Annotated in this window: 21 protein-coding genes; 3 read left to right on the plus strand and 18 right to left on the minus strand. The window is 46.2% G+C overall.

All coding sequences use genetic code 11. The features are described from left to right. A partial coding sequence (locus MH215_RS28570) for a hypothetical protein (protein ID WP_239294241.1) occupies positions 1 to 565 on the minus strand: 565 nt, incomplete at its 3' end. Between the two features lie 45 nt (positions 566 to 610). Further along, positions 611 to 1,957, minus strand: a complete 1,347-nt coding sequence (locus MH215_RS28575) for a hypothetical protein (protein ID WP_239294242.1) — start codon at positions 1,955 to 1,957, stop codon at positions 611 to 613. 440 nt (positions 1,958 to 2,397) lie between these two features. On the opposite strand from MH215_RS28575, the gene MH215_RS28580 reads away from it, so the two are divergent. Further along, positions 2,398 to 2,859: a MarR family winged helix-turn-helix transcriptional regulator gene (locus tag MH215_RS28580; RefSeq protein WP_056697214.1), complete on the plus strand. Its 462-nt coding sequence runs from the start codon at positions 2,398 to 2,400 to the stop codon at positions 2,857 to 2,859. 101 nt (positions 2,860 to 2,960) lie between these two features. Here MH215_RS28580 and MH215_RS28585 read toward each other — a convergent pair whose 3' ends face one another. The 3 genes from MH215_RS28585 to MH215_RS28595 all read right to left on the minus strand — a co-directional run bounded on the left by MH215_RS28585 (position 2,961) and on the right by MH215_RS28595 (position 5,707). Continuing rightward, a complete protein-coding gene (locus MH215_RS28585) occupies positions 2,961 to 4,514 on the minus strand; it encodes an MDR family MFS transporter (RefSeq protein WP_239294243.1) in 1,554 nt (517 codons plus the stop codon). Positions 4,515 to 4,570: 56 nt separating this feature from the next. After that, positions 4,571 to 5,152 carry a GNAT family N-acetyltransferase gene (locus MH215_RS28590; protein ID WP_481857498.1) on the minus strand — a complete coding sequence of 194 codons (582 nt, stop codon included), beginning with the start codon at positions 5,150 to 5,152 and terminating at the stop codon, positions 4,571 to 4,573. Positions 5,153 to 5,419: 267 nt separating this feature from the next. After that, the gene (locus tag MH215_RS28595) at positions 5,420 to 5,707 is read right to left on the minus strand and encodes a hypothetical protein (RefSeq protein WP_056697220.1); all 288 of its coding nucleotides are present in this window, start codon (positions 5,705 to 5,707) and stop codon (positions 5,420 to 5,422) included. Positions 5,708 to 5,891: 184 nt separating this feature from the next. Here MH215_RS28595 and MH215_RS28600 point away from each other — a divergent pair, with 184 nt between their 5' ends. Then, positions 5,892 to 6,371 carry a GAF domain-containing protein gene (locus MH215_RS28600; RefSeq protein WP_056697222.1) on the plus strand — a complete coding sequence of 160 codons (480 nt, stop codon included), beginning with the start codon at positions 5,892 to 5,894 and terminating at the stop codon, positions 6,369 to 6,371. A gap of 166 nt (positions 6,372 to 6,537) precedes the next feature. Here MH215_RS28600 and MH215_RS28605 read toward each other — a convergent pair whose 3' ends face one another. The 8 genes from MH215_RS28605 to MH215_RS28640 all read right to left on the minus strand — a co-directional run bounded on the left by MH215_RS28605 (position 6,538) and on the right by MH215_RS28640 (position 14,746). After that, positions 6,538 to 7,350: a MerR family transcriptional regulator gene (locus tag MH215_RS28605; protein ID WP_239294245.1), complete on the minus strand. Its 813-nt coding sequence runs from the start codon at positions 7,348 to 7,350 to the stop codon at positions 6,538 to 6,540. Positions 7,351 to 7,409: 59 nt separating this feature from the next. After that, positions 7,410 to 8,834, minus strand: a complete 1,425-nt coding sequence (locus MH215_RS28610) for an aldehyde dehydrogenase family protein (protein WP_239294246.1) — start codon at positions 8,832 to 8,834, stop codon at positions 7,410 to 7,412. 197 nt (positions 8,835 to 9,031) lie between these two features. After that, positions 9,032 to 9,454 carry a universal stress protein gene (locus tag MH215_RS28615; protein WP_239294247.1) on the minus strand — a complete coding sequence of 141 codons (423 nt, stop codon included), beginning with the start codon at positions 9,452 to 9,454 and terminating at the stop codon, positions 9,032 to 9,034. A gap of 18 nt (positions 9,455 to 9,472) precedes the next feature. Beyond that, complete coding sequence (locus MH215_RS28620; RefSeq protein ID WP_239294248.1) at positions 9,473 to 10,693, minus strand: MFS transporter; 1,221 nt, start codon at positions 10,691 to 10,693, stop codon at positions 9,473 to 9,475. A 229-nt stretch (positions 10,694 to 10,922) separates the two neighbouring features. Continuing rightward, a complete protein-coding gene (locus MH215_RS28625; protein WP_239294249.1) occupies positions 10,923 to 11,390 on the minus strand; it encodes a MerR family transcriptional regulator in 468 nt (155 codons plus the stop codon). 122 nt (positions 11,391 to 11,512) lie between these two features. Then, the gene (locus MH215_RS28630) at positions 11,513 to 11,722 is read right to left on the minus strand and encodes a DUF6366 family protein (protein ID WP_239294250.1); all 210 of its coding nucleotides are present in this window, start codon (positions 11,720 to 11,722) and stop codon (positions 11,513 to 11,515) included. A 201-nt stretch (positions 11,723 to 11,923) separates the two neighbouring features. Further along, a complete protein-coding gene (locus MH215_RS28635) occupies positions 11,924 to 12,277 on the minus strand; it encodes an SdpI family protein (RefSeq protein WP_239294251.1) in 354 nt (117 codons plus the stop codon). Positions 12,278 to 12,394: 117 nt separating this feature from the next. Then, positions 12,395 to 14,746: a heavy metal translocating P-type ATPase gene (locus MH215_RS28640; protein ID WP_239294252.1), complete on the minus strand. Its 2,352-nt coding sequence runs from the start codon at positions 14,744 to 14,746 to the stop codon at positions 12,395 to 12,397. Between the two features lie 482 nt (positions 14,747 to 15,228). On the opposite strand from MH215_RS28640, the gene MH215_RS28645 reads away from it, so the two are divergent. Continuing rightward, on the plus strand, positions 15,229 to 15,600 hold the full coding sequence (locus tag MH215_RS28645) for an ArsR/SmtB family transcription factor (protein ID WP_056697248.1): 372 nt from the start codon (positions 15,229 to 15,231) through the stop codon (positions 15,598 to 15,600). 459 nt (positions 15,601 to 16,059) lie between these two features. Here the strand turns inward: MH215_RS28645 and MH215_RS28650 are convergent, their stop codons facing one another. The 5 genes from MH215_RS28650 to MH215_RS28670 form a co-directional block, all read right to left on the minus strand. Beyond that, entirely contained in the window at positions 16,060 to 17,220 is a 1,161-nt protein-coding gene (locus MH215_RS28650) for an AI-2E family transporter (protein ID WP_056697250.1), read from the minus strand. A gap of 303 nt (positions 17,221 to 17,523) precedes the next feature. After that, positions 17,524 to 18,558 (minus strand): LLM class flavin-dependent oxidoreductase, encoded by a 1,035-nt coding sequence (locus MH215_RS28655; protein WP_239294253.1) that lies wholly within the window; start codon positions 18,556 to 18,558, stop codon positions 17,524 to 17,526. Positions 18,559 to 18,714: 156 nt separating this feature from the next. Beyond that, entirely contained in the window at positions 18,715 to 19,026 is a 312-nt protein-coding gene (locus tag MH215_RS28660) for an ArsR/SmtB family transcription factor (RefSeq protein ID WP_056697254.1), read from the minus strand. Positions 19,027 to 19,130: 104 nt separating this feature from the next. After that, a complete protein-coding gene (locus MH215_RS28665; protein WP_239294254.1) occupies positions 19,131 to 19,712 on the minus strand; it encodes an NAD(P)H-dependent oxidoreductase in 582 nt (193 codons plus the stop codon). 163 nt (positions 19,713 to 19,875) lie between these two features. Then, positions 19,876 to 20,298, minus strand: a complete 423-nt coding sequence (locus tag MH215_RS28670) for a MarR family winged helix-turn-helix transcriptional regulator (protein WP_239294255.1) — start codon at positions 20,296 to 20,298, stop codon at positions 19,876 to 19,878. Positions 20,299 to 20,332 lie beyond the last annotated feature (34 nt).

Genomic DNA, 20,332 nt, shown 5'->3' on the forward strand with positions numbered 1-20,332 from the left:
CGTAGCTGCTGTTCGTCGTGCGCTCATGGTCTTTCACGCTGTTGTTGCGTTCAGATTGAGCCCATGTTGCACTCTCGCCTTCTGCTTTAGCGTTCAGACCGAGATCCAATGCACCACGGCTTTCACTCGCGTAGCTGCTGTTCACATTACGCTCATCGCCGTTTCGTGAATAATCGCTCATCGTTGTACCTTCTCCCGAGACATTGGCATTCAGGCCAAGACCCAACTTGCCTGAGCTAGTGCGCTCACTTGTATAATCAGAAGAATGACTATTGTAACGGCTTGTACTCTCAGCGGATAAGCCAGCATTCAGCCCCAGATCCAAGTTCAATGCTCCGGTTGCACTTGATGAACCTCCATAGCTGCCTTGATTGCCGTAACCTGTGTCACGTTGTCCTGACAGTAGAGATCCTAGCTCTAGACGCAAACCTGCATTTAGATCCAGATTACTATTGCTTTTATTGCTATAACTGTCTGCATAAGTTGCCTGCGTAGCTCCCAGCAATCCAGCAACCAACGTACCCGACAATACCGACAATTTTACCCAACGATTCACTTTTTTCATGATAATATACACTCCTTCTCATTTTTGGTTGAATTAACGCCAGTGTTATTGAGAGAAAGAGGTATATTGCGGCGGCCGCCCTGGCGGCGCTTGTGAGCATTGACTGAACCCATCGAGCTGTTCTATTCGAAAGCCAACATCATCATCTGACAGAACCAGATGCGTTATTGCTCCTGGAAGTGCAGCGGCCGGAGCCGTTGCTCCACCTCCAGTTGCACCAGACGAGCCGGTGCTTGTACCCGTATAAGCACTACCTGCTGGAGAAGTTACTGCAACATTCCAGCTTGTTGGTTGCTCTGCACGTAGCTGCAAGGGAGACACTACACGTGTGTCTACTTTATTCACACTTGCCTCTGTCTTGCTCTGTACTTGCTCAGTAACAATCGGTTTCACAGATGGTTGATCGGTAAGAAACTGCTCGTTATCTGGCAATCCTACATTCACATCAGAATGTTGAATCAGATCGGCTCTTTCCACAGGCAATACCTGCGGGACAATACCTTCTGGACGGAGAGCCGGTTCAGGGGTAACTTCAGTCACCTTGCCTGTAACCTGTACTACGTCTTGTCCTTCCGTGTTGTCCGGGGATGATGCCAGATCAGAAGATTCAATAGTATTCGGAATTGAAGCTTGCGGTGTTTCCACAACGATCGGCTGTTCTGATGTACTCGCAGGGCGTTCCGGCTTCACCGCGGGAATGTCCACCGATCCTTTACCAGGATCAACTTCTGAGGATATGCCTACGGCTGGAACTGTCGCCTCCACCGATGGGAGCTGTATTGTACCTTTATGCAGATCTACACCAGAGGAAGAGACATCCACCGAAGTCACTTCAGATACATCTACCTTTACAGAAGGTAATTCAACCTTGCCCTGCCGAAGGTCCGTTTTCACAGCAGACGTCTCTGCCTGAATGACCTCTGGTACCTCAGCGGTAACGCTAGGCAGGGAAGCTGTTCCTTCGTTCAGGTTGACCTGACTGCTTGATACATCTGCCCGAATTATCGGTGTATCCGCCTGCACAGACGGCAGTTCTACGGTTCCCTTATTGGCATCAATACCAATCTCTGATGTTCCAGCCGATCCAAGCGGTGTATCTACCTTAAGGTCAGATACGCTCAGCTTGCCTGCCGAAGCATCCGCTTTGATCGACGGAACCTCAACATCCAGTAATGGTGTCGATACCGATACCGATGGAGTCAAGTTCAGCCCACCATCCGAATCACGTGAGAACAAATTCAGGGACAATCCGTTGGAGGGTTTTTCCGAAGCGGCTCGAGCATCGTCCGCATAGACATGGGATGAACCTAAACTTATGACCAATGTTCCTGCAATGACAACCAGGGGTATGCTGGCAAGACGTACAATCGATTTGGGTAGCTTTATCTTCAAGTTGCTTCACCCCCTTTCGCTTGCTGCGTTGGTGGGACAAGGCATATGAGTTTTCCCATAAGAATAATTAGATTACAGGGATTTCTGCCTGTTCCTCATTAAACGTGAAGGCGTTTACTCAAACGGTATTGTGGCAAAAACTTTAAATTTAAAGTATTTTCCCGCCTTCATTTCATTATTAGGAATGCCATTATTCATATTGCACTCCTAGCTCCTTCTTCTCTTTCTGTTACGTTAGGAATCGGAGATTGGATCACCTACATATGTATTTTATTGAATTTGATTAATGATTAAATTTTAAATGCTAAAAATGCAGATCTTGTGACATATCGCATGTTTTTCGTAGAATTAGAGGTTTACAATACAATCATGGCGACAATTCGAAATCGTCAAACGTCAACGTTTTACCCCATATAACTAACTGTAAAGGCGGGATCAGCATGCTAGAATTACAAGAAATTGAAACAGAACGTTCTCTTCATCTGTACCGCACCTTGGCCAAGACATTTAAGAGCGTGAATGAACACGCTGTATCTGGAAGCAAAGTGCATGGATTCAATCCTACAGCATATGGTTTACTTGAAGTTCTGTATATGAAGGGGGCACAGCCTATTCAACAGGTTGGGGCACAGCTTCTCTTACAGAGTGGTAATGTTACGTATGTTATTGATAAGTTAGAGCAAAAAGGACTTTTACACCGTAAACACTGTCCTCAGGACAGACGGATTATATTTGTGGAATTGACAGAGGAAGGGCAGCGCACCATGGACGATATCTATCCAGGGTATGCTCACAAAATTGATCGTGCTGTCAGTGGCTTGAGCGAAGAAGATAAGACGATGCTCGCTGACTTACTGGAGCGACTGGCGATTGGCGCAGATCGGTTATCAGCCAATAGCTGAATTAACTTAAATAGTTATAGCAAACTAACAAGTAGCAAAGGCAGCCTCATTAGGCTGCCTTTGTTTATATGTTTACGTTTAGCGATGGATAGCCATCCCCACTATTTTTTCTCTTTTTTCACACCAGCCACTTGCACGGAGCCTTGTACTTGCTGTGGGGCATCTGCGTCTTCCGGAACCAGCAAGCGTTTGCGCAGAGCCAGCGTAGCAACCCAAGACACAATCGCAATTACAAACATAATGATGAACAAGGAATGCAAACTGCCCTCAAGCACACTTCGCAGCAACCGCCACTGATCGTCGGACAAAACCGTTTCCGTATGAGGTGCCAGCAATTCATTCAGATCCCCATCGGAGATACCAGCAGCCGCAAGATTTTGTGCACTGGACAATGTTGAAATTCGATAATTCAACCATGTACCAAAAGCTGCCGCACCAATTGTCTGTCCAAGTGTACGCATGAACGTATGTAGTGCTGTGGATGAACCTCGTTCCCGATATCCTACAGATGATTGGGCAATAATCGTGAAGATCGTAAACGCAAAACCAAAACCAAGCCCATAGATAAAGGTCAATAAAAACAGAACATACTGCGGCGATGAACCGCCGACAAGGAATAATCCGCCTGAACCGACCACGATGCCAGTTAGTCCAATGAGAGATGTCATACGCGACCCAATCTTCATCAAGAGGCGACCTGCCCACACACTGCCGATCAGCCAGCCAACAGACATTGGTGCAAGCAACAATCCGGATTCAGTCGCATTACCTCCACGTACCCCCTGCACCCACAGCGGCAGATAACTCGTAAGACCGATCATCAGTGAGCTGGTTAACAGCCCAGCGATATTCGCCACACGAATGTCCTGAATGCGGAAGAGGTGAAGTGGAACCATCGGAGCTTCAGCTCTTTTTTCTACTACGAAGAATAATACGATAAAAGCTACGGCGACCGCGCTGAGTCCCAGGATCAACGGAGAGCTCCATGCGTAATACTGTCCACCCGCTGACAACACGAAGAGCAGTGCTGTAATCCCAACAGTAAAGGTCAACGCACCCATAACATCGATTTTGGCAGTACGTGGTGACACATTTTCGTGCAAATAACGAAATACAAACCACATAGCTAACAAACCAAACGGCACATTGAACCCAAAGATCCATTGCCAACCTAGATTATCTACAAAATAACCACCTAATAGCGGCCCGGCCAGAGATGAAATTCCCCATACAGAGCTAATCCAGCCTTGAATTTTGCCCCGTTCCTCAATCGGATAGATATCTCCAATAATCGTAAACGTCACAGGCACAACCGCACCTGCGCCAATCCCCTGGATCGCACGAAAGACAATGAGCATCTCCATATTCTGCGAGAAGCTGCATAGTAACGAACCAAGTATAAACAGAGCACATCCGATTAGGAATACAGGCTTCCGCCCATACAAATCACTGATTTTACCAAAAATCGGGGTACTAACCGCCATTGTGAGCAGATAAGCTGTAAAGATCCAGCTAAGCAATTGCACACTACCCAATTCACTGACGATTGTTGGCCCTGCCGGCCCAATAACTGTGCCTTCAATGGCGGACAAAAAGGTCGCCAGCAGCAAACCTGCCAAAATGAGACTGCGTTTGGAATTTCCCGTCGTATTCAATGGAACCCTTCTCTCTTCATTTCTATATCAACTAGAAAATGTTTAGTTGAATGTTTTTATTTGTTATTACGCGCCCGCAGCCATTCATCATAGAGCAGAGAATACATTAACATGTCTTTGTATCCCGTAGACGTATGCTGAATTTGACGAAGTAACCCTTCTTTCGTAAATCCCATATTCTCCAGAAATCCACCTGACGGCGCATTACGTGGATCCACAAGTGCCTCAATGCGATTCAGTCCCATCGTCTCATATCCAAAGGATAGCAGTACCGAGAAAGCCTCGGACATATATCCATGCCGCCAGTAGTCACGTCCTAACTCATAACCGATCTCACCACGAAACGCGCCTTCAAGTTGCCATGTATTGAATCCACAGCTTCCAATAAGGCGTCCTGTCTCTTTGAGCTCTATTCCCCAACGGATCGCATCCTCTTCTCCAGCCATATGGTTAAGCAGACCAATCATATCCGCTGCTTCGGTTGCCCCAACCATGGGGGCCAGATTCATATAACGGGTCACCTCTCGATCTGACCAGCACGCGAACATCTGAGCAGCATCACGGCGACGCATTTTGCGCAATCGAAGCCGCCCCGTCTCAAGCTCAGGGATTCTACCTTTACATTTATACATCAACATACTCTCCGATCCGATCCATCTCTAAAGACCATAAAAATTCACTAATTATCTAACCATAACCTGCGCATGATGGCAACGGTTTAATCCTCATTCGTGCATTCAAAAAAGTACGATGATGATAGAAGTGTGCCGTTTGAACAGCCTCTATTATAACATCAAAAAAACCGGGCCACATCGTGCTCCCGGTCTTACTCTATATATTGCTCAATTCATCGTACACATTTAAGCATAGTGCTTGTCCAATCATGTCTTCACGATCAGGTTTACCTACGCTTCGGTACCTGTCGCCAGCAATTCGTTACTGACTCGGCCGAGTACAGCCGTAATTTCCTTATACTCCTCAATGCCTGTGCCTGTAAGGCTCCACTGGTCTCCATGTGCTGTCAGGAAATTCTCTTGGGTCAGGTGTTCAAGCTCCTGCTTAATCTCCCGCTCTCCCACACGATATCCCCGTTCTTCCAGCCAAGGCAATGCGTCACCAACCGTCAAATCCTGATGCTGAGCCAAATATAGAAGATGAATCCGTACAAATAGATTCTGTACCTCTGCGTGCATAAGTCAATCTCCTTCCAGGGTTCGCCCTCTGTGATTGCTAAGTAATTACCCCAGTGAAGAAGTAGAGAAACAGGAGGAATTTACAGGTTAGTTCCTTCGTTTTCAAAATCCTCCGCTTGACTAACGACATACACTACACTATCTTGAAAATAAGTACCATTTTTGCTCGGGAGGGTGATTAACCATGTTTCAAGCTGTTTCTTATGAAGGAACACGAAGCGAGCAGCACAACGCCGTCCTGGGACAGTTAAGCGCTCTGATTCGCGATGAACCTAGCGCCATTGCCAATCTGGCAAACGCAGCGGCGCTGCTCAATGTATTTTTGACCGATACCAACTGGGTCGGCTTCTATCTGTATGATGGCAAAGAACTTGTACTTGGTCCATTCCAAGGACTGCCTGCCTGCATCCGTATCCCACTTGGACGCGGTGTATGCGGCACATCTGCTGCAGAAAAACGTACCCTCGTCGTTGACGATGTACATGCTTTTCCAGGCCATATTGCCTGTGATGCTGCATCCAACAGCGAAATCGTTGTGCCGATTATTAAAAATGGGGAACTATACGGAGTACTCGATATCGACAGTCCGATTAAGAACCGTTTTGACGACGAAGACCGGATCTTCCTAGAGCAAGCAGTGCAACTGCTCGTAGACCAACTGTAAGTAGGTCTTGTGCGCCTCTCTACGCATTAAGCTTGTGAGAGCTCACTTGCCTGATACAAACGGAACATTCGGCAAAATGAAAAGCACAGTCCGCAACTGGACTGTGCTTTTTCATTTGCCATCTTCATACACCCATGTTCTGCTCGCCCATCAACATGTTATGCATCTAAGACAATTCTTGTTCCGCCTTAATGATCATCGCATCCCTTAAGAATTCAGCAAGCTTAGGATGATATCCGTCATACATTTGACGGAAATTCTGATGTTCAACATACAGATTACCTAACTCCCGGTAAATCTCGGCTGTAGGGGTGTAGTACCCTTTGACCCATTCCAGGTGTCTACTAATAATCTGCTGCACCTTCGGACTATCCGCAGATAATCCATCCTCGATGGCCTGATGCAGATCACGATTGATTCCATCGATCTTCTCCTGGGAGTCCAGATAGTCTCTTTTCGTCTTAAGCTGCACACTTTGGAGCGTGTTATCAGGCGACTGATTATGCCTAGGCTTGTCTGAGTTCATCTCATCCAGCTTCGGACGATGCATCGAATCAGCACGCGATGAAGGTTGTTGCAGTAACATATTGCGCTGTCTCGGCTCAACAAATCCCTCGTATAGTGCGCTCTCTTCAATTTCTTGCTCACCTTGCAGATGGGATATCGTTTTGTCGAGTGTTTGTATCAGACCATGCAAGCGAAGTGCCTTTTCTAGCATTTGAATACGTTGCTGTTGCATCATTTGAATCATGTCATACGGATCTTCCTGTAGCATGGAGCCGATCTCTTCCTGCTCCACACCTAGTTCCTTGCAGAACAGTATCTGCTGGAGCTTCAACAGTTCCGGCTTCTCATAATACACGTCGTTCGGGTCACTTCCGACAAACGCCGGGGTCAACAGCCCAGCATCCACATATTGACTTAACTCATCCAAACTTACTCCGGACATACCGGATACGTCAGCTATAGTATATGCCATTCCAAACACCTCCTGTCCTGGTCTGAAACTACTGAGTTCAGAAATGTTATTGAATGTACTTAATTTTTGTTAAACATTACAAACTTTAATTCCGTCATCTCTTCCACTGCGTATTTCACACCTTCACGTCCCATACCGCTCTGCTTCACACCACCGTATGGCATCTGATCAACCCGGAAGGTAGGAATATCATTAATCATGACACCGCCAGCTTCAATGTGTTCCGCCGCATGTAAAGCGGTCTGAATATCATTCGTGAATATGCCTGCTTGCAGTCCATAGATGGAATCATTCACATGCTCAATTCCTTCTTCGATCGAATCAATCGTATTAATGACCACAATCGGAGCAAATACCTCCTGACAGGATACTTTGGCGTCGCGGGGTACGTTGACTAACACAGTAGGACGCAGAACCCCACCTTGTACTTCGCCCCCAGCCACCACTTCAGCTCCTGCCTGCTTCGCTTCGGCTATCCATTCTTGTGTACGTTGTACATCCTTCGCTGATATTAGAGCAGATACAACTGTATCCGGATTCAAGGGATCACCTATGACGACTTGCTTAGCTGCCTCAGCAAAACGACGAATAAATTCATCTGCGATCTCACGGTGTACATAAATCCGTTGGAGAGAGATACACACCTGTCCCTGATAAGTAAATGCACCTGTCACACTTCTAGGGATCACTTTATCAAGATTCGTATCCCGATCCACAATAACAGCAGCATTCGATCCAAGCTCAAGGGTCACTCGTTTCAACCCAGCCTGGCTACGAATGCTCTTCCCTACAGCAGGACTCCCTGTAAAAGTAATATGGGCAATACGTGGATCAGCCACGAGCACATCACCAATTGTCTTGCCATCTCCACTAACCACGTTCAGAGCACCATCTGGTAAGCCTGCTTCCTGAAGTAGATCAGCGATATAGTATGAGGACAATGGGGTCTGTTCTGCTGGCTTCAGCACAATGGTATTACCCGCTGCGATCGCCGGCCCAACCTTATGCGCAACCAGGTTCATGGGGAAGTTAAAAGGCGTAATTGCTCCAATGACACCGAGCGGCTGGCGCATCGTAAATCCAACACGTCCTTCTCCGCCCTTGGCTGCATCCATAGGTACGGTCTCGCCAGTTAGTCGTTTCGCCTCTTCTGCTGCAAAACGATATGTCTCAATGGTCCGTTCTACCTCGGCTAATGCGGCTGTAATTGGCTTCGCCGCTTCCAGAGCAATAACTCGCGCGGCCTCATCCTTGCGTTCCTGGAGCAGCGCTGAAAGCTTATATAGGATATCCGCACGCTGATGTGCGGGCATTCGGCGCATTGTATCTCCAGCCTGGGTTGCCGCAGCAATAGCTGCTTCCGTCTCCGCTGCCGAAGCCGTAGCAACCTCTGCAAGTGTCTCGCCGGAATAAGGTGCCTGAAGCTCTTTATATTGTATAGACTCGGTAGGTTTCCCCCCGATAAACAGATGTTGTTTTTTCATTGCTGAATCCTCCATCCCTTCATTACTACAAGATGAACATATAAATTAACACGGGATCACCCTATTTATTTATACACTATTTTATTATTCTCAACCCAGTAGATAAGCTTAATATTGCTTATTTCATCTAAGCAACAATCTCAGATGCCTCGAACCGTAAAGCTCATATACAAGCTCTTTATCATGCAGCTACAGCGCTATTTAACTGTTAGTACAGGACAATGAGCATGTTTCAGGACTCCGTGACTCACACTGCCAAGTACGATCTCAGCCAGCATACTTTTGGCTCCCGCACCCATGACGATCAGCCCACACCCTTGATCACGCGCTACCCGGCAAATCTCATTCACAGGATCTCCGGCAAATAGAAGTGTGTCAGCAGGGACGGAACGTCTCGACAGGAACGCATGAATCGGCTCAACGATATGTTTACCTTCTTCGGCAATTCTAGCGTCCAGATCAACGCCCAGCGCAGGCTCATTGATGGATATCGATGGATTCACATGTACAATGAGCAATTGTGGATTTTTTTGCATACCCTCTGCTAGTTCGACCGCTGTCTCCAGCGCCTTATGAGCATGATCTGATCCATCCACAGCTACAAGTATTCGTTCAATCATGTCGCTTCCTCCTCCATATTAATGATGTGAAATAGCCGAATCGATCTCACGCAGATGACTGCGGCGAACCAATAGAACAACCACACCAATCAGCACCATGATCGCACCAAAATAAAACGGTGTCTCCGGCATATACCACTCGGATAATTTACCTGCAAGCCAAGGTGCAAGCGCCCCGCCCAAGAAACGAACAAAGCTGTACGCCGCAGATGCTACGGAACGTTCCACAGGTGCGGCTTCCATTACAGCGGTTGTGATTAGCGTATTGTTAATACCTAGGAAAACACCCGCTACAATAACGGCCACAATGACGGTTGTAGAGGAGCCCATGACAGTACCTATTGCCATCACAACCAGATCAATAGCGAACAAGGTTAACATGACACTCATAGATGGAACTGACCCGAATCGGCGTTGCAGTCTAGGAGCTACGAATACAGATGTAATCGCCAGCGCCAGTCCCCAACCGAAGAACACGTATCCTAGCCCATGCTCGTCCAGATTCATGACATATGGTGAATAAGCCATTAATGTAAAGAAACCAAAATTATATAAGAAAGCGGTAATCGCTAATGTTTTTAGAGATGGATAACGAAGTGCCTTGAACGGATCGGACAAGGAACTTCTTGTTTTCGGTTTGGCTATCTTAGGCAGCATAAACGTAATGCTAATAAACGCAATGGCCATTAACACAGCTACACCGTAGAATGGACCGCGCCATGAGATCGAGCCAAGCTCACCACCGAGTAACGGGCCTACTGCGATCCCAAGTCCCAGCGCTGCCTCGTACAAAATAATGGCTTTGGCCGTCCCTGATGTGGACAGACCAACAATGGCAGATAATGCTGTTGCGATGAATAGTGCATTACCAAGACCCCAGCCGCCACGATATCCTACCAGAGCACCTACCGTATCTGAGGTTCCTCCAAGAGCAGAGAAAATGATAATGAGTAATATACCGCTCAGTAGCGTCCATTTCACACCAATCCGGCTGGATACAACACCGGTGATCAGCATGGCAATACCTGTGACCGCATTGTAACTCGTAAATAACAGGGAAACCTGACTTTTGGAAGCATGCAATTGATCCGCTATGGCAGGTAAGATCGGATCGACAAGTCCGAGCCCCATAAACGATATAATACATGCAAAGGCGACAGCCCATACGGCTCTCGGCTGTGATAACAGCCCTCCGCGTGATGACGGTAATTCGTCAGGTAGCGATGGTTCTCTTTTCATAACTAATTCCTCCTGATGATAGTCTGTGTAATCGTGTTGCTTGGTTCATCATTTAACGATTAAAGCTTTGTAAATAGATGAAAATTTCATTTCACTTTCATAAAAAACGCAATTAAAACGGAACAAAAGAACACCGACATGGGCGGTGCTTATGTTCTCAGCTATACATTTTATTTTCAGGCGGAATACCGCACTAATTTTTCAAAACGAATTATTGTTGCACTGCCATTTATCCATCTTGGGCTCGATCTGAAGAGCCTTGTTCATGCTTCTGTTCCTGCAACCGCTGAATGCCTGTCTGAACTCGTTCTCGTAACTCCTCCAGTTCACTCTGCACGGCATGTATGCTATAAAGTTTCTGTTCAATCAACTCCAGTTGTTCGTTCAGCGTGGTCTCCATCTTGCTCAGTTTCTCAATGCGCTCCTGAACCTCAATCGTCTGCTGATAGTCAAAACGCTGTTCATTCAGCGCATCTGATGTTGCCACATAAGCATGTAGCTCCTGTAGTGAGAAACCCAGTACCTCCTTGGCGCGAACGACCTTTTTCAGATACGTAATATCCTCCCAGGTGTATAACCGCGTGCCACCATCCGTCCGTTGAGGTGAAGGCATGACACCAATCTCTTCGTAATACCGGATTGTACGCTTGGTTAGTCCACTTTCCTTAGCCACATCATCAATTTTATACAAACTCATTCCCTTCACCTCACATATATGTCCGTAATGTTATGTACATAATTATATATAATTGTAACGTTAACGTCAACGTTAGATTTTATTCAGAGGGAATCCGATATGAAGCTTTCCACTTCAAAACATCAAAAGAAAATCGATTTTACTGCGATCCCCATCAAAATAATCAATATGATTATCCCGATACCCTTCCATCCTAAGGTGCTTACTAGTTCTCCTAGGTTGCCAATCGTAGCCCGATCATATGCATCCTTCATCGTTCCCGTTGGATTATTCTTTAACTCTTCACGAGCTAGGCGTTCTCTTTCTGGCTGTGGGCTCTCTTGATTCGTCATGTGATCTCCCCCCATTCTCAGAATTGGTTGTACTCCTATTATACTAAATAAATGTTTCATTTCTGGTTAAATCATCCATAAACATCTTTATATTTTATAATCAGCATATATCCCATGTTTATTCGTAAACACCTACTTTAAATGGTTACAAAAAAGGACCCGCTTGTGCGAGTCCCTCGGTTGGTGCTATGCCTATCTATATTATGCATCCTGCTGCTTCTTTTTAGGTTTACTTTGTAACTCCTTCAAACGTCCCTCAACTTTCATAAATAATCGAATTGTATAGAACGCTAACGACCCAAGACTCAGAACCAATGCTTGTACCTCAGTAAACCAAAATCCAAGAATCCCGAATACCAGAATAATGAAGCCAAACTGCATCATCAGATTCGAGGCATAATGCTGCGCTTCTTTCCACAGTTCCGGATCACTCATCGCTCTCGGTGTACGATAACCATAAATTCCATTGATTGCTTTCGGCGGTTTCTTGAACATCATGAAACCCAGTATAAAATAACACACCCCACAAATGATCCCTAAAATTGCTCCAGCCAAAACTGCCTTTCCCCTTTCTTCTGTTGAGCTAACTCATCCATAAATGACCACGATCTAATAAAAGCAAAAAACGGCTCTACGTTTATACGCAGAGCCGCCCGGAATCGTTTCGAAAACTTAGCTTTCCTGCACCCGCAATACTCGCATCGCGTTAAGAACAGCAAGAACCGTGACGCCCACATCCGAGAATACCGCTTCCCACATCGTTGCAATTCCGAATACGCCGAGCAGAAGGAAGATGGCTTTAACGCCAAGGGCGAATCCGATATTTTGCCATACAATCGTGCGAGTTCGCTTCGCAATACGGATTGCACTAGCAATCTTGGACGGTTCATCTGTCATAATTACAACGTCTGCGGCTTCGATGGCCGCATCTGAACCGAGTCCTCCCATAGCAACACCTACATCAGCCCGGGCAAGTACCGGTGTATCATTGATCCCATCACCGACAAAGATCATTTTCTCCTTCGGTGACTTGGCTGCTTCCAACTTCTCCAATTGCTCGACTTTGTGCTGAGGTAACAATTCCGCGTAGACCTCATCCACACCAAGATCATGCCCGACTGCTTCACCTACTGCCTTTGCGTCCCCAGTGAGCATGACCGTTTTGCGAATACCCAACTTACGCAGTGCTCGGATTGCATCCGCAGCATCATCTTTCACTTCATCAGCGATGATCAGGTGTCCTACGTACGTTCCTGCCTCGGCAATATGAACGACAGTACCCACCGTTTGCGGAGCAGTGTAGGAGATGTTCGCCTGCTGCATTAGTTTGGCATTGCCCACCAGTACCTCTCTTCCATCTACCTTAACCTTGATACCATGTCCGGCAACTTCATCGTAACCGTCCACACCTTCGGTTGGAATCTCTCGTCCCCATGCAGCGCGAATAGATTCTGCAATGGGATGATTGGATTGGGCTTCTGCAATAGCAGCTAGCCGCATAAGCTCCTCTTCCGTATGCCCATCCTCTGGACGGATGGCTGTGACTTTAAAAACACCTTTGGTTAGCGTGCCCGTTTTATCAAAAACAACAACTTTTACATCGTTCAATGCTTCAAGATAGTTGCTGCCTTTCACCAGGATACCATTCCGAGAAGCCGCTCCAATACCGCCGAAGAATCCAAGTGGGATCGACACCACAAGCGCACAAGGACAGGAGATCACCAGGAAAACCAATGCCCGGTAGATCCAATCTGCAAAGGTAGCACCACTAAGGAGCAGAGGTGGAACCAATGCAATCAGCGCAGCCAAGATCACGACAACCGGTGTATAATACCGAGCGAATTTACTTATAAAATGTTCTGTTTTGGCTTTGCGGCTGCTAGCATTCTGCACGAGATCAAGGATTTTGGAAACCGTCGATTCCCCGAATGTTTTGGTCACTTCGATTGTCAGCAACCCATTTTTGTTCACAAAACCACTGAGTACATCATTTCCAGGTTCCAATTCCCGCGGTACGGATTCACCCGTTAGAGCTGACGTATCCACCATTGAATGTCCCGCTTCCACGACGCCATCCAGCGGAACTCTCTCTCCTGCTTTTACAAGGATACGATCTCCAATTCGAACCTCTTCAGGAGATACTCGCTTCGTCTCATCCCCTGTACCGATCAAGATGTGAGCATAATCCGGGCGAATGTCCATCAGCGACTGAATCGACTTCCGTGAACGGTTAACCGCCATGCCCTGGAACAGCTCACCAAGCTGATAGAAGAGCATTACTGCGACCCCTTCTGGATATTCACCAATGGCAAAAGCTCCAATTGTCGCAACGGACATAAGAAAGTATTCATCGAATACCTGACCACGTAGTATATTCTTACCTGCTTGGAGAACGATATCTCCCCCTGCAATCAAATACGCAACAATGAATAACGCAAGCTGCGCCCATCCTTCTATAGGAGACCAGATTGCAGCCGCCATGAGAACCGAACCTGCTGCAAGCCTAGCGAGTAGCACTCTGGTCTGCCCAGCTCCATGCTCATGGGAATGGCCTGCATGAGCATGACCTTCGTGACCGTGCTGATGCTCTGCGTGGATATCGTGGTCATGATTATGGCTATGGGGGCTATGCTCATGAACGTGACCACTGCCTGCAGTTGAATGCCCATGGTCATGAGTATGCTGATCATGACTTCCATGGTTATGTTCATGATCGTGCCCATGAGCATGACCGTGATGTTGAAGTGCGCCTACTGCAGAGCGTCCAGCGGTAGACGGATTGCCTTTTTCCGAGATACGAATATGTGGCTCTAACCGCAGGACTTTACGCTTCGCTTCCTCCACAACCTGTTCATCCATATCTGATGTTGTGTGCAGCGATAATGTTTTGGTTACAAAATTAACAGAGCATTCGGTAATGCCGCTAATTTTTTTGACACCATTCTCAATCTTCAACGCACAGTTCGCACAATCTAATCCATCTAGCAGCAGTTCCCTCTTCACCTGTTCTGATCCAGTTCCCATGTGAATTCTCCCCTTTGCAGTTGCGAAACTATATCAGTTCAATTAAAGCATGCTTACACTTACCACTCCGATGACAGAATAACCTTCCGATCGCTGTTATCCCCAGATTTTTTTTGATTCCCTTCTTTTAAAGGGAAAATCCGGTGATGGCGTATGCTTCCGACGTAGCTTTCTTTCAGAAAGCTTTCAGCCGAATGCTCCGCTTCTTCATGTTATTTCTGTCCTCTCCGTTCTCGTGTAAAAAGTTTGTTTAAACTTATATAGCTCAAATAATTCTTTTATTATAATACATGAGCAATCATTCATATGTTCATTTATCCTCATTATATGCATGCCTAAATACAAGTGTCAACATTCGTTATTGATTTTACATACAAATTATGCTAATAGTAATCATTTCGCTTTAGACGATTTTTGGATATAATAGGCGTATATCGTATAACAAGTTATCCAATGTGATTGAATATAGGCGGTGATAGGTAATGGAACAACCGGTTAAAGCTGTATCCGAATGCGACGTCGCCTGCTCAGGTACCGAGGCGGATGTGCAGACCATTCGTACATCTCTAATAGATCGGGAGACTTCTTCCGAAATGGCAGATTGGTTCAAGGCATTCAGTGATCCGACGCGTCTACGTATTATTGATGCTCTGTTGCAAAAGGAATTATGTGTGCATGATCTTACGGTGTTGCTTGATATGGGACAGTCGGCCATCTCACATCAGCTGCGGTCACTACGTAATATGCGTATTGTGAAGCGGCGCAAAGAGGGCAAGACTGTGTATTATTCCTTGGATGATACACATATTGAACAGATCTTCCTGCAAACGCTCCAGCATATTAAGCATGGCTAGGTATAACTAGCCTGCTGAACAAACAAGAACCCCCATCCATCGGCAGGAAGCCGATAGGCGGGGGTTCTTGTTCATAAGGACGGTTTTCAGTACCAAGAAGATAGGATAAAGTTAGAAATGGAGTAGCGGAGCGTAGGCAAACCTACGTGAGCAGCTACATTGTTTCCGAAGGAAACAACCTTCGTAAGCCTCCACTTATTTTGGCTGAATCCCAGATTCGATGCTGAGATGCCGTCAGGCATCCTTCGTAATCATAAGCGCCCTTTTTGAACTTCCACTACAATAGTGGTTCAAAAAGGACGGTTTTCAGTACCAAGAAGATAGGATGAAGTTAGAAATGGAGTAGCGGAGCGTAGGCAAACCTACGTGAGCAACGGACATTTCGGCTGAATCCCAGATTCGATGCTGAGATGCCGTCAGGCATCCTTCGTAATCAAAAGCGCCCTTTTTGAACTTCCACTACAATAGATTGTTTTTGTTCGGGTCATATAGACCCGTACTGCTCTTGAACCAATTGAAGATGTGGGAAATACATACCTTCAATACCGCGTAACCCGGTACAGCCAACAAGATGCCGACTACGCCAAACAGGTTACCTGAGGTCAGGATAACAAAGATTATGGTGATTGGGTGAATTTTCAATGTTTTACCCATGATCTGTGGCGAGATGAACTTGCCTTCGATCAGTTGCACAATCGTCCAGACAGCAATCATTTTGAGCAGCATTACTGGTGATGTAACCAGTGCTACAATCAATGCTGGCGTAATGGCAATAGCCGGACCGAGATACGGCACCACACTGGTGAATGAAGCAATAATAGCAAGAATCAATGCATAGTCCAGTCCAATAATCATGTAACCAATGTAGAGCAGAACACCAATGCAGAAGCTGACGATGATCTGTCCACGAATGAACGAGCTAATCTGATGATTGATATCTTCAAGCACATGCATCGCACCAGTACGACTCTTGATCGGTAAGAAGGACAGAATTTTCGCCGGAAGCTTCTTGCCGTCCTTGAGCAGGTAGAACAGAATGAACGGAACTGTCACAATGGAAAGCACGGTCTCTGTGAACACCCCTAAGAAATCTCCAATTCCCGTCCACGTGTGATTCAGAATCTCCGTAGCACGCGCAGAGATTGTAGCCCATAGATCTTCAAAATTAAAATTAATCGTTTCTTGAACCTGGTTGAACATCTCACTTCCTGTAAGCTGCACAAACTTCTCTTGCACCGCTGTGCTATACGCTGGGAAGTTCGCAATTAGACCCATAATCTGATTGCGCAATACAGGAATAACGGCAAGCACCACAACGGTCAGAATGCCACCTATAGCGAGATACAGAATCAATATCGACCAGCCGCGCTTAATTTTCCACCTCTCCATCACATCGACCAACGGATTCAGCAGATAGTACAATACTCCAGACAAAATGATGGGTAATACAATGGTTTTGATCAACACTGCAATGGGATGAAAGACAAAGGATATCTTCGTCATCACCATAACGTTCAATCCGACCAGTAACAGAATCAATAGGAATAGGACAAACTTATTATTCAAGAAAAATCGTTTGAATCGATCCGGCCAAATTCGGGGTTGTTCCGGTTGTTCCATAGACTTGTCTTCCTCTCTTCTATTGCTGATGTACGCTAAACTCTGTACAAGCCAACTTATGTATGATACTCCCGATTTATACGTATCGACTCAATCTGTCGTTTCATAAATGATCGGTATACTCATTTTACCCGAAATAGAACCTTCTGCCCCAAAGCGTGCATTTGCAATTAATCCCAAAAAGAGACTCGCCTCAGATGAGACGAGCCTTGATCGAAAACCTAAAATATATGTTACAGAACCGTCTCAACTTAAAGGTTAAGGATGTTCTTTGTTTTATCTAATATCCATAGTTGGATGGCTTTACGCTTTTCCAGCCAGTTGTGCGATCAACTCATATGAATGTAGACGCGCTTGATGATCATAGATCATGGATGTGATGATAAGTTCATCTGCTTGGGTCTGCGCGATAAATGACTCCAGTTGTCCACGCACCGTTTCAGGAGAACCATTTACGGCTGCTTTTAGAGTCTGTTCTACACCAGCTCGCTCACGATCTGTCCATTTGCCTTCCATATCAGCTGGCGGCTGTACCAGTCCAGTCGTGCCACGGATAATGTTCAGGAATTGCTGCTGCATCGTTGTTCCTAACCATGCGGCTTCTTCGTCCGTATCCGCAACCACAGCATTCACACCCACAATGACATGAGGCTCTTTCAGTAGATCGGATGGCTGGAAGTTGTTTCGGTACGTTTCTAGGGCAATCCGTGTGTAATCAGGTGAGAAATGGCTGGCAAAAGCAAATGGCAATCCCAGTTGTCCTGCTAGTCGCGCACTGAAATCACTGGAACCGAGCAAGTAAATCGGAATATTCAGCCCTTCCCCTGGCACTGCACGAACGGGAGCATGATATGAAGTCGCTGAAGCATCGAAGTAAGCTCTGAGCTCTGCTAACAATTCAGGGAAGTCCTCCCCACTGTTCAAATCTTTGCGAAGAGCAAGCGATGTGCGGCGATCACTTCCTGGTGCACGTCCTAACCCTAGGTCAATCCGCCCCGGATAAAGAGATTCCAGTGTGCCAAACTGCTCCGCGATCACGAGTGGAGCATGGTTAGGGAGCATAATGCCACCAGAACCTAAGCGAATCGTCGATGTTCCACTCGCCAGATATCCAATAACGACCGAGGTCGCAGAAGACGCGATGCCTGGCATATTATGATGCTCTGCTACCCAGTACCGGTGGTAACCCCAGCGTTCAGCATGCTGCGCCAGATCCAAACTGTTACGAAGAGCATCGGCAGGGGTTGACCCTACCACGACTGGAGCCAAATCTAATATAGATAGCTTAACGTCTGTAATCCGTTCTTTATGAGATGATGCTTGGTGTTCAGTATTCATGATGAGAATGTACTCCTTTTTGAATTATATTTTTGTATATCCAGATATATAGATTAATAAAGCGATAAAAATGGATTAGTCCACTCATGATTAGCCGTATACTTCGGACGGAATACCCGTTGCAGTTGCATTCTTGCTTCCGTCCTCGCGCACGGCTTATAACTCATGCTGCACATAATCGGCAAATTGACGAATGATTTCTTCATTGCGGCGATAATATGTCCACTGTCCCCTGCGCTCTGAGAGCAGCAATCCGGCTTTTAGCATGGTCAGTAAATAGCTGGATATGACAGATTGAGCAAGTCCAGCCTTCATCTGAATCGTACCGACACAGATGCCATTTTTCCCTCCATCCGGATGCTGGGATAATTCCAGCGGCGAAAAGTGTTGCTCCGGGTTTTTGAGCCACAACAAAATTTGTCTACGTGTTTCGTTGGACAAAGCTTTAAATATGAGTATAGGTTCCATGGGTACGATTATACCCCCTTTCTGCTGTTTTGCAAATGATTGAACAAACAGACCGACTCGTCTAATCACGAATCAGCCTGATATATAAGGAGCTTGGCGAACAATTAAAATTTAGTGCTAACAGTCTGTTTCACTTGATCCAACATCGCCTCGTAAGCTGCAGTTTCCAGATAACCAATGCTTCCGAACAGCAGGTGATCCACAGCTTCAATTCCAACAAAATCGAAAATTCCTACATCAGAAGTAACTTTCAATCCAGCCGTCATGCCGATCTGATCGTACACCTCGCTTGGCGTACCATGTGTATTGATGATCAGTCCTTTTTTGCCAGTCAGTAATTTCTCGATCCCTGCTTCACCTGCGGCATAAGCGAATCCATAAGCGAACACACGGTCAACGTAACCTTTCAGGATGGCTGGAAGACCTGTCCACCAGATCGGGTAAATAAATGTAATGGCTTCGGCATCAGCAACATATTTCTGCTCTGTAGCAATATCTTCCGGTGTCTGCCCTGCACGCATTGAAGCTGTGTCTGCTTCAGTCAGTACAGGCTGGAAGCCCAGTTTGTATAAGTCACGAACCACAACCTCATGCCCTTGTGCTTCAAGTGCCTCTACAGTCGTGTTTAAGATCGCGTTATTCAAACTACCTTCGTGTGGATGTGCATATACGATAAGATGTTTCATTGATAATTCCTCCAATTTGAGTTGAGTATAGTTACCTATAACCTGTTTACAAAATTTCGCTTCAACCACTTCGCATCTACAGCTTCTGTGCATGGATGAACACATATACATAGACATCTATGCTTGTGTATAAAAAAATACCTTTGCATCCATCCGCCGATGGTTACATCTTGCGGACGATGCTAGACAACAGGAGCTCAAGTTGCTCTGCTTGTTCATCGGACAGACCACCATATATCAATTCATTGATCTGTTTGGAGACCTGGTTGAACACCGGCTCCAGCTTCCGCCCCTGCTCTGTCAGGCGTATCATCGTTACACGACTGTCTTCTGCACTCTTATGCCGCTCGACATATCCCAGCTTCTCCAGCTTGTTCACCAGCACCGTCACCGTGGGTTGTGTGCGCTGAACTCGCTCGGCCAGCATCTTAATGGATAGTGCATCTTCGCGGTAGAGAAACATCAAGACGTCACCATGAGAAGGGACAATACCTGTCACCTCATGCTGTTCTAACTCATGTACGATTCGTTTATTAACGTGATCCCTGATTCGTGCGATCAAGGCAATTGCATTATATTTTGGCATGAGCTCATTATACATAGATGTCTATGTATTTGCA

This window comes from Paenibacillus sp. ACRSA, from assembly GCF_022346845.1.
Lineage (GTDB): Bacteria > Bacillota > Bacilli > Paenibacillales > Paenibacillaceae > Paenibacillus.

What these genes read in the sequence shown, in the direction of transcription:
- MH215_RS28655 (WP_239294253.1), bottom strand. Translation starts at nt 18,558, where the DNA reads ATGAATACTGAACACCAAGCATCATCTCATAAAGAACGGATTACAGAC.
- MH215_RS28660 (WP_056697254.1), bottom strand. Translation starts at nt 19,026, where the DNA reads ATGGAACCTATACTCATATTTAAAGCTTTGTCCAACGAAACACGTAGA.
- MH215_RS28625 (WP_239294249.1), bottom strand. Translation starts at nt 11,390, where the DNA reads ATGAGTTTGTATAAAATTGATGATGTGGCTAAGGAAAGTGGACTAACC.
- MH215_RS28595 (WP_056697220.1), bottom strand. Translation starts at nt 5,707, where the DNA reads ATGCACGCAGAGGTACAGAATCTATTTGTACGGATTCATCTTCTATAT.
- MH215_RS28580 (WP_056697214.1), top strand. Translation starts at nt 2,398, where the DNA reads ATGCTAGAATTACAAGAAATTGAAACAGAACGTTCTCTTCATCTGTAC.
- MH215_RS28650 (WP_056697250.1), bottom strand. Translation starts at nt 17,220, where the DNA reads ATGGAACAACCGGAACAACCCCGAATTTGGCCGGATCGATTCAAACGA.
- MH215_RS28630 (WP_239294250.1), bottom strand. Translation starts at nt 11,722, where the DNA reads ATGACGAATCAAGAGAGCCCACAGCCAGAAAGAGAACGCCTAGCTCGT.
- MH215_RS28620 (WP_239294248.1), bottom strand. Translation starts at nt 10,693, where the DNA reads ATGAAAAGAGAACCATCGCTACCTGACGAATTACCGTCATCACGCGGA.
- MH215_RS28615 (WP_239294247.1), bottom strand. Translation starts at nt 9,454, where the DNA reads ATGATTGAACGAATACTTGTAGCTGTGGATGGATCAGATCATGCTCAT.
- MH215_RS28665 (WP_239294254.1), bottom strand. Translation starts at nt 19,712, where the DNA reads ATGAAACATCTTATCGTATATGCACATCCACACGAAGGTAGTTTGAAT.
- MH215_RS28645 (WP_056697248.1), top strand. Translation starts at nt 15,229, where the DNA reads ATGGAACAACCGGTTAAAGCTGTATCCGAATGCGACGTCGCCTGCTCA.
- MH215_RS28670 (WP_239294255.1), bottom strand. Translation starts at nt 20,298, where the DNA reads ATGCCAAAATATAATGCAATTGCCTTGATCGCACGAATCAGGGATCAC.
- MH215_RS28610 (WP_239294246.1), bottom strand. Translation starts at nt 8,834, where the DNA reads ATGAAAAAACAACATCTGTTTATCGGGGGGAAACCTACCGAGTCTATA.
- MH215_RS28600 (WP_056697222.1), top strand. Translation starts at nt 5,892, where the DNA reads ATGTTTCAAGCTGTTTCTTATGAAGGAACACGAAGCGAGCAGCACAAC.
- MH215_RS28640 (WP_239294252.1), bottom strand. Translation starts at nt 14,746, where the DNA reads ATGGGAACTGGATCAGAACAGGTGAAGAGGGAACTGCTGCTAGATGGA.
- MH215_RS28590 (WP_481857498.1), bottom strand. Translation starts at nt 5,152, where the DNA reads ATGTTGATGTATAAATGTAAAGGTAGAATCCCTGAGCTTGAGACGGGG.
- MH215_RS28605 (WP_239294245.1), bottom strand. Translation starts at nt 7,350, where the DNA reads ATGGCATATACTATAGCTGACGTATCCGGTATGTCCGGAGTAAGTTTG.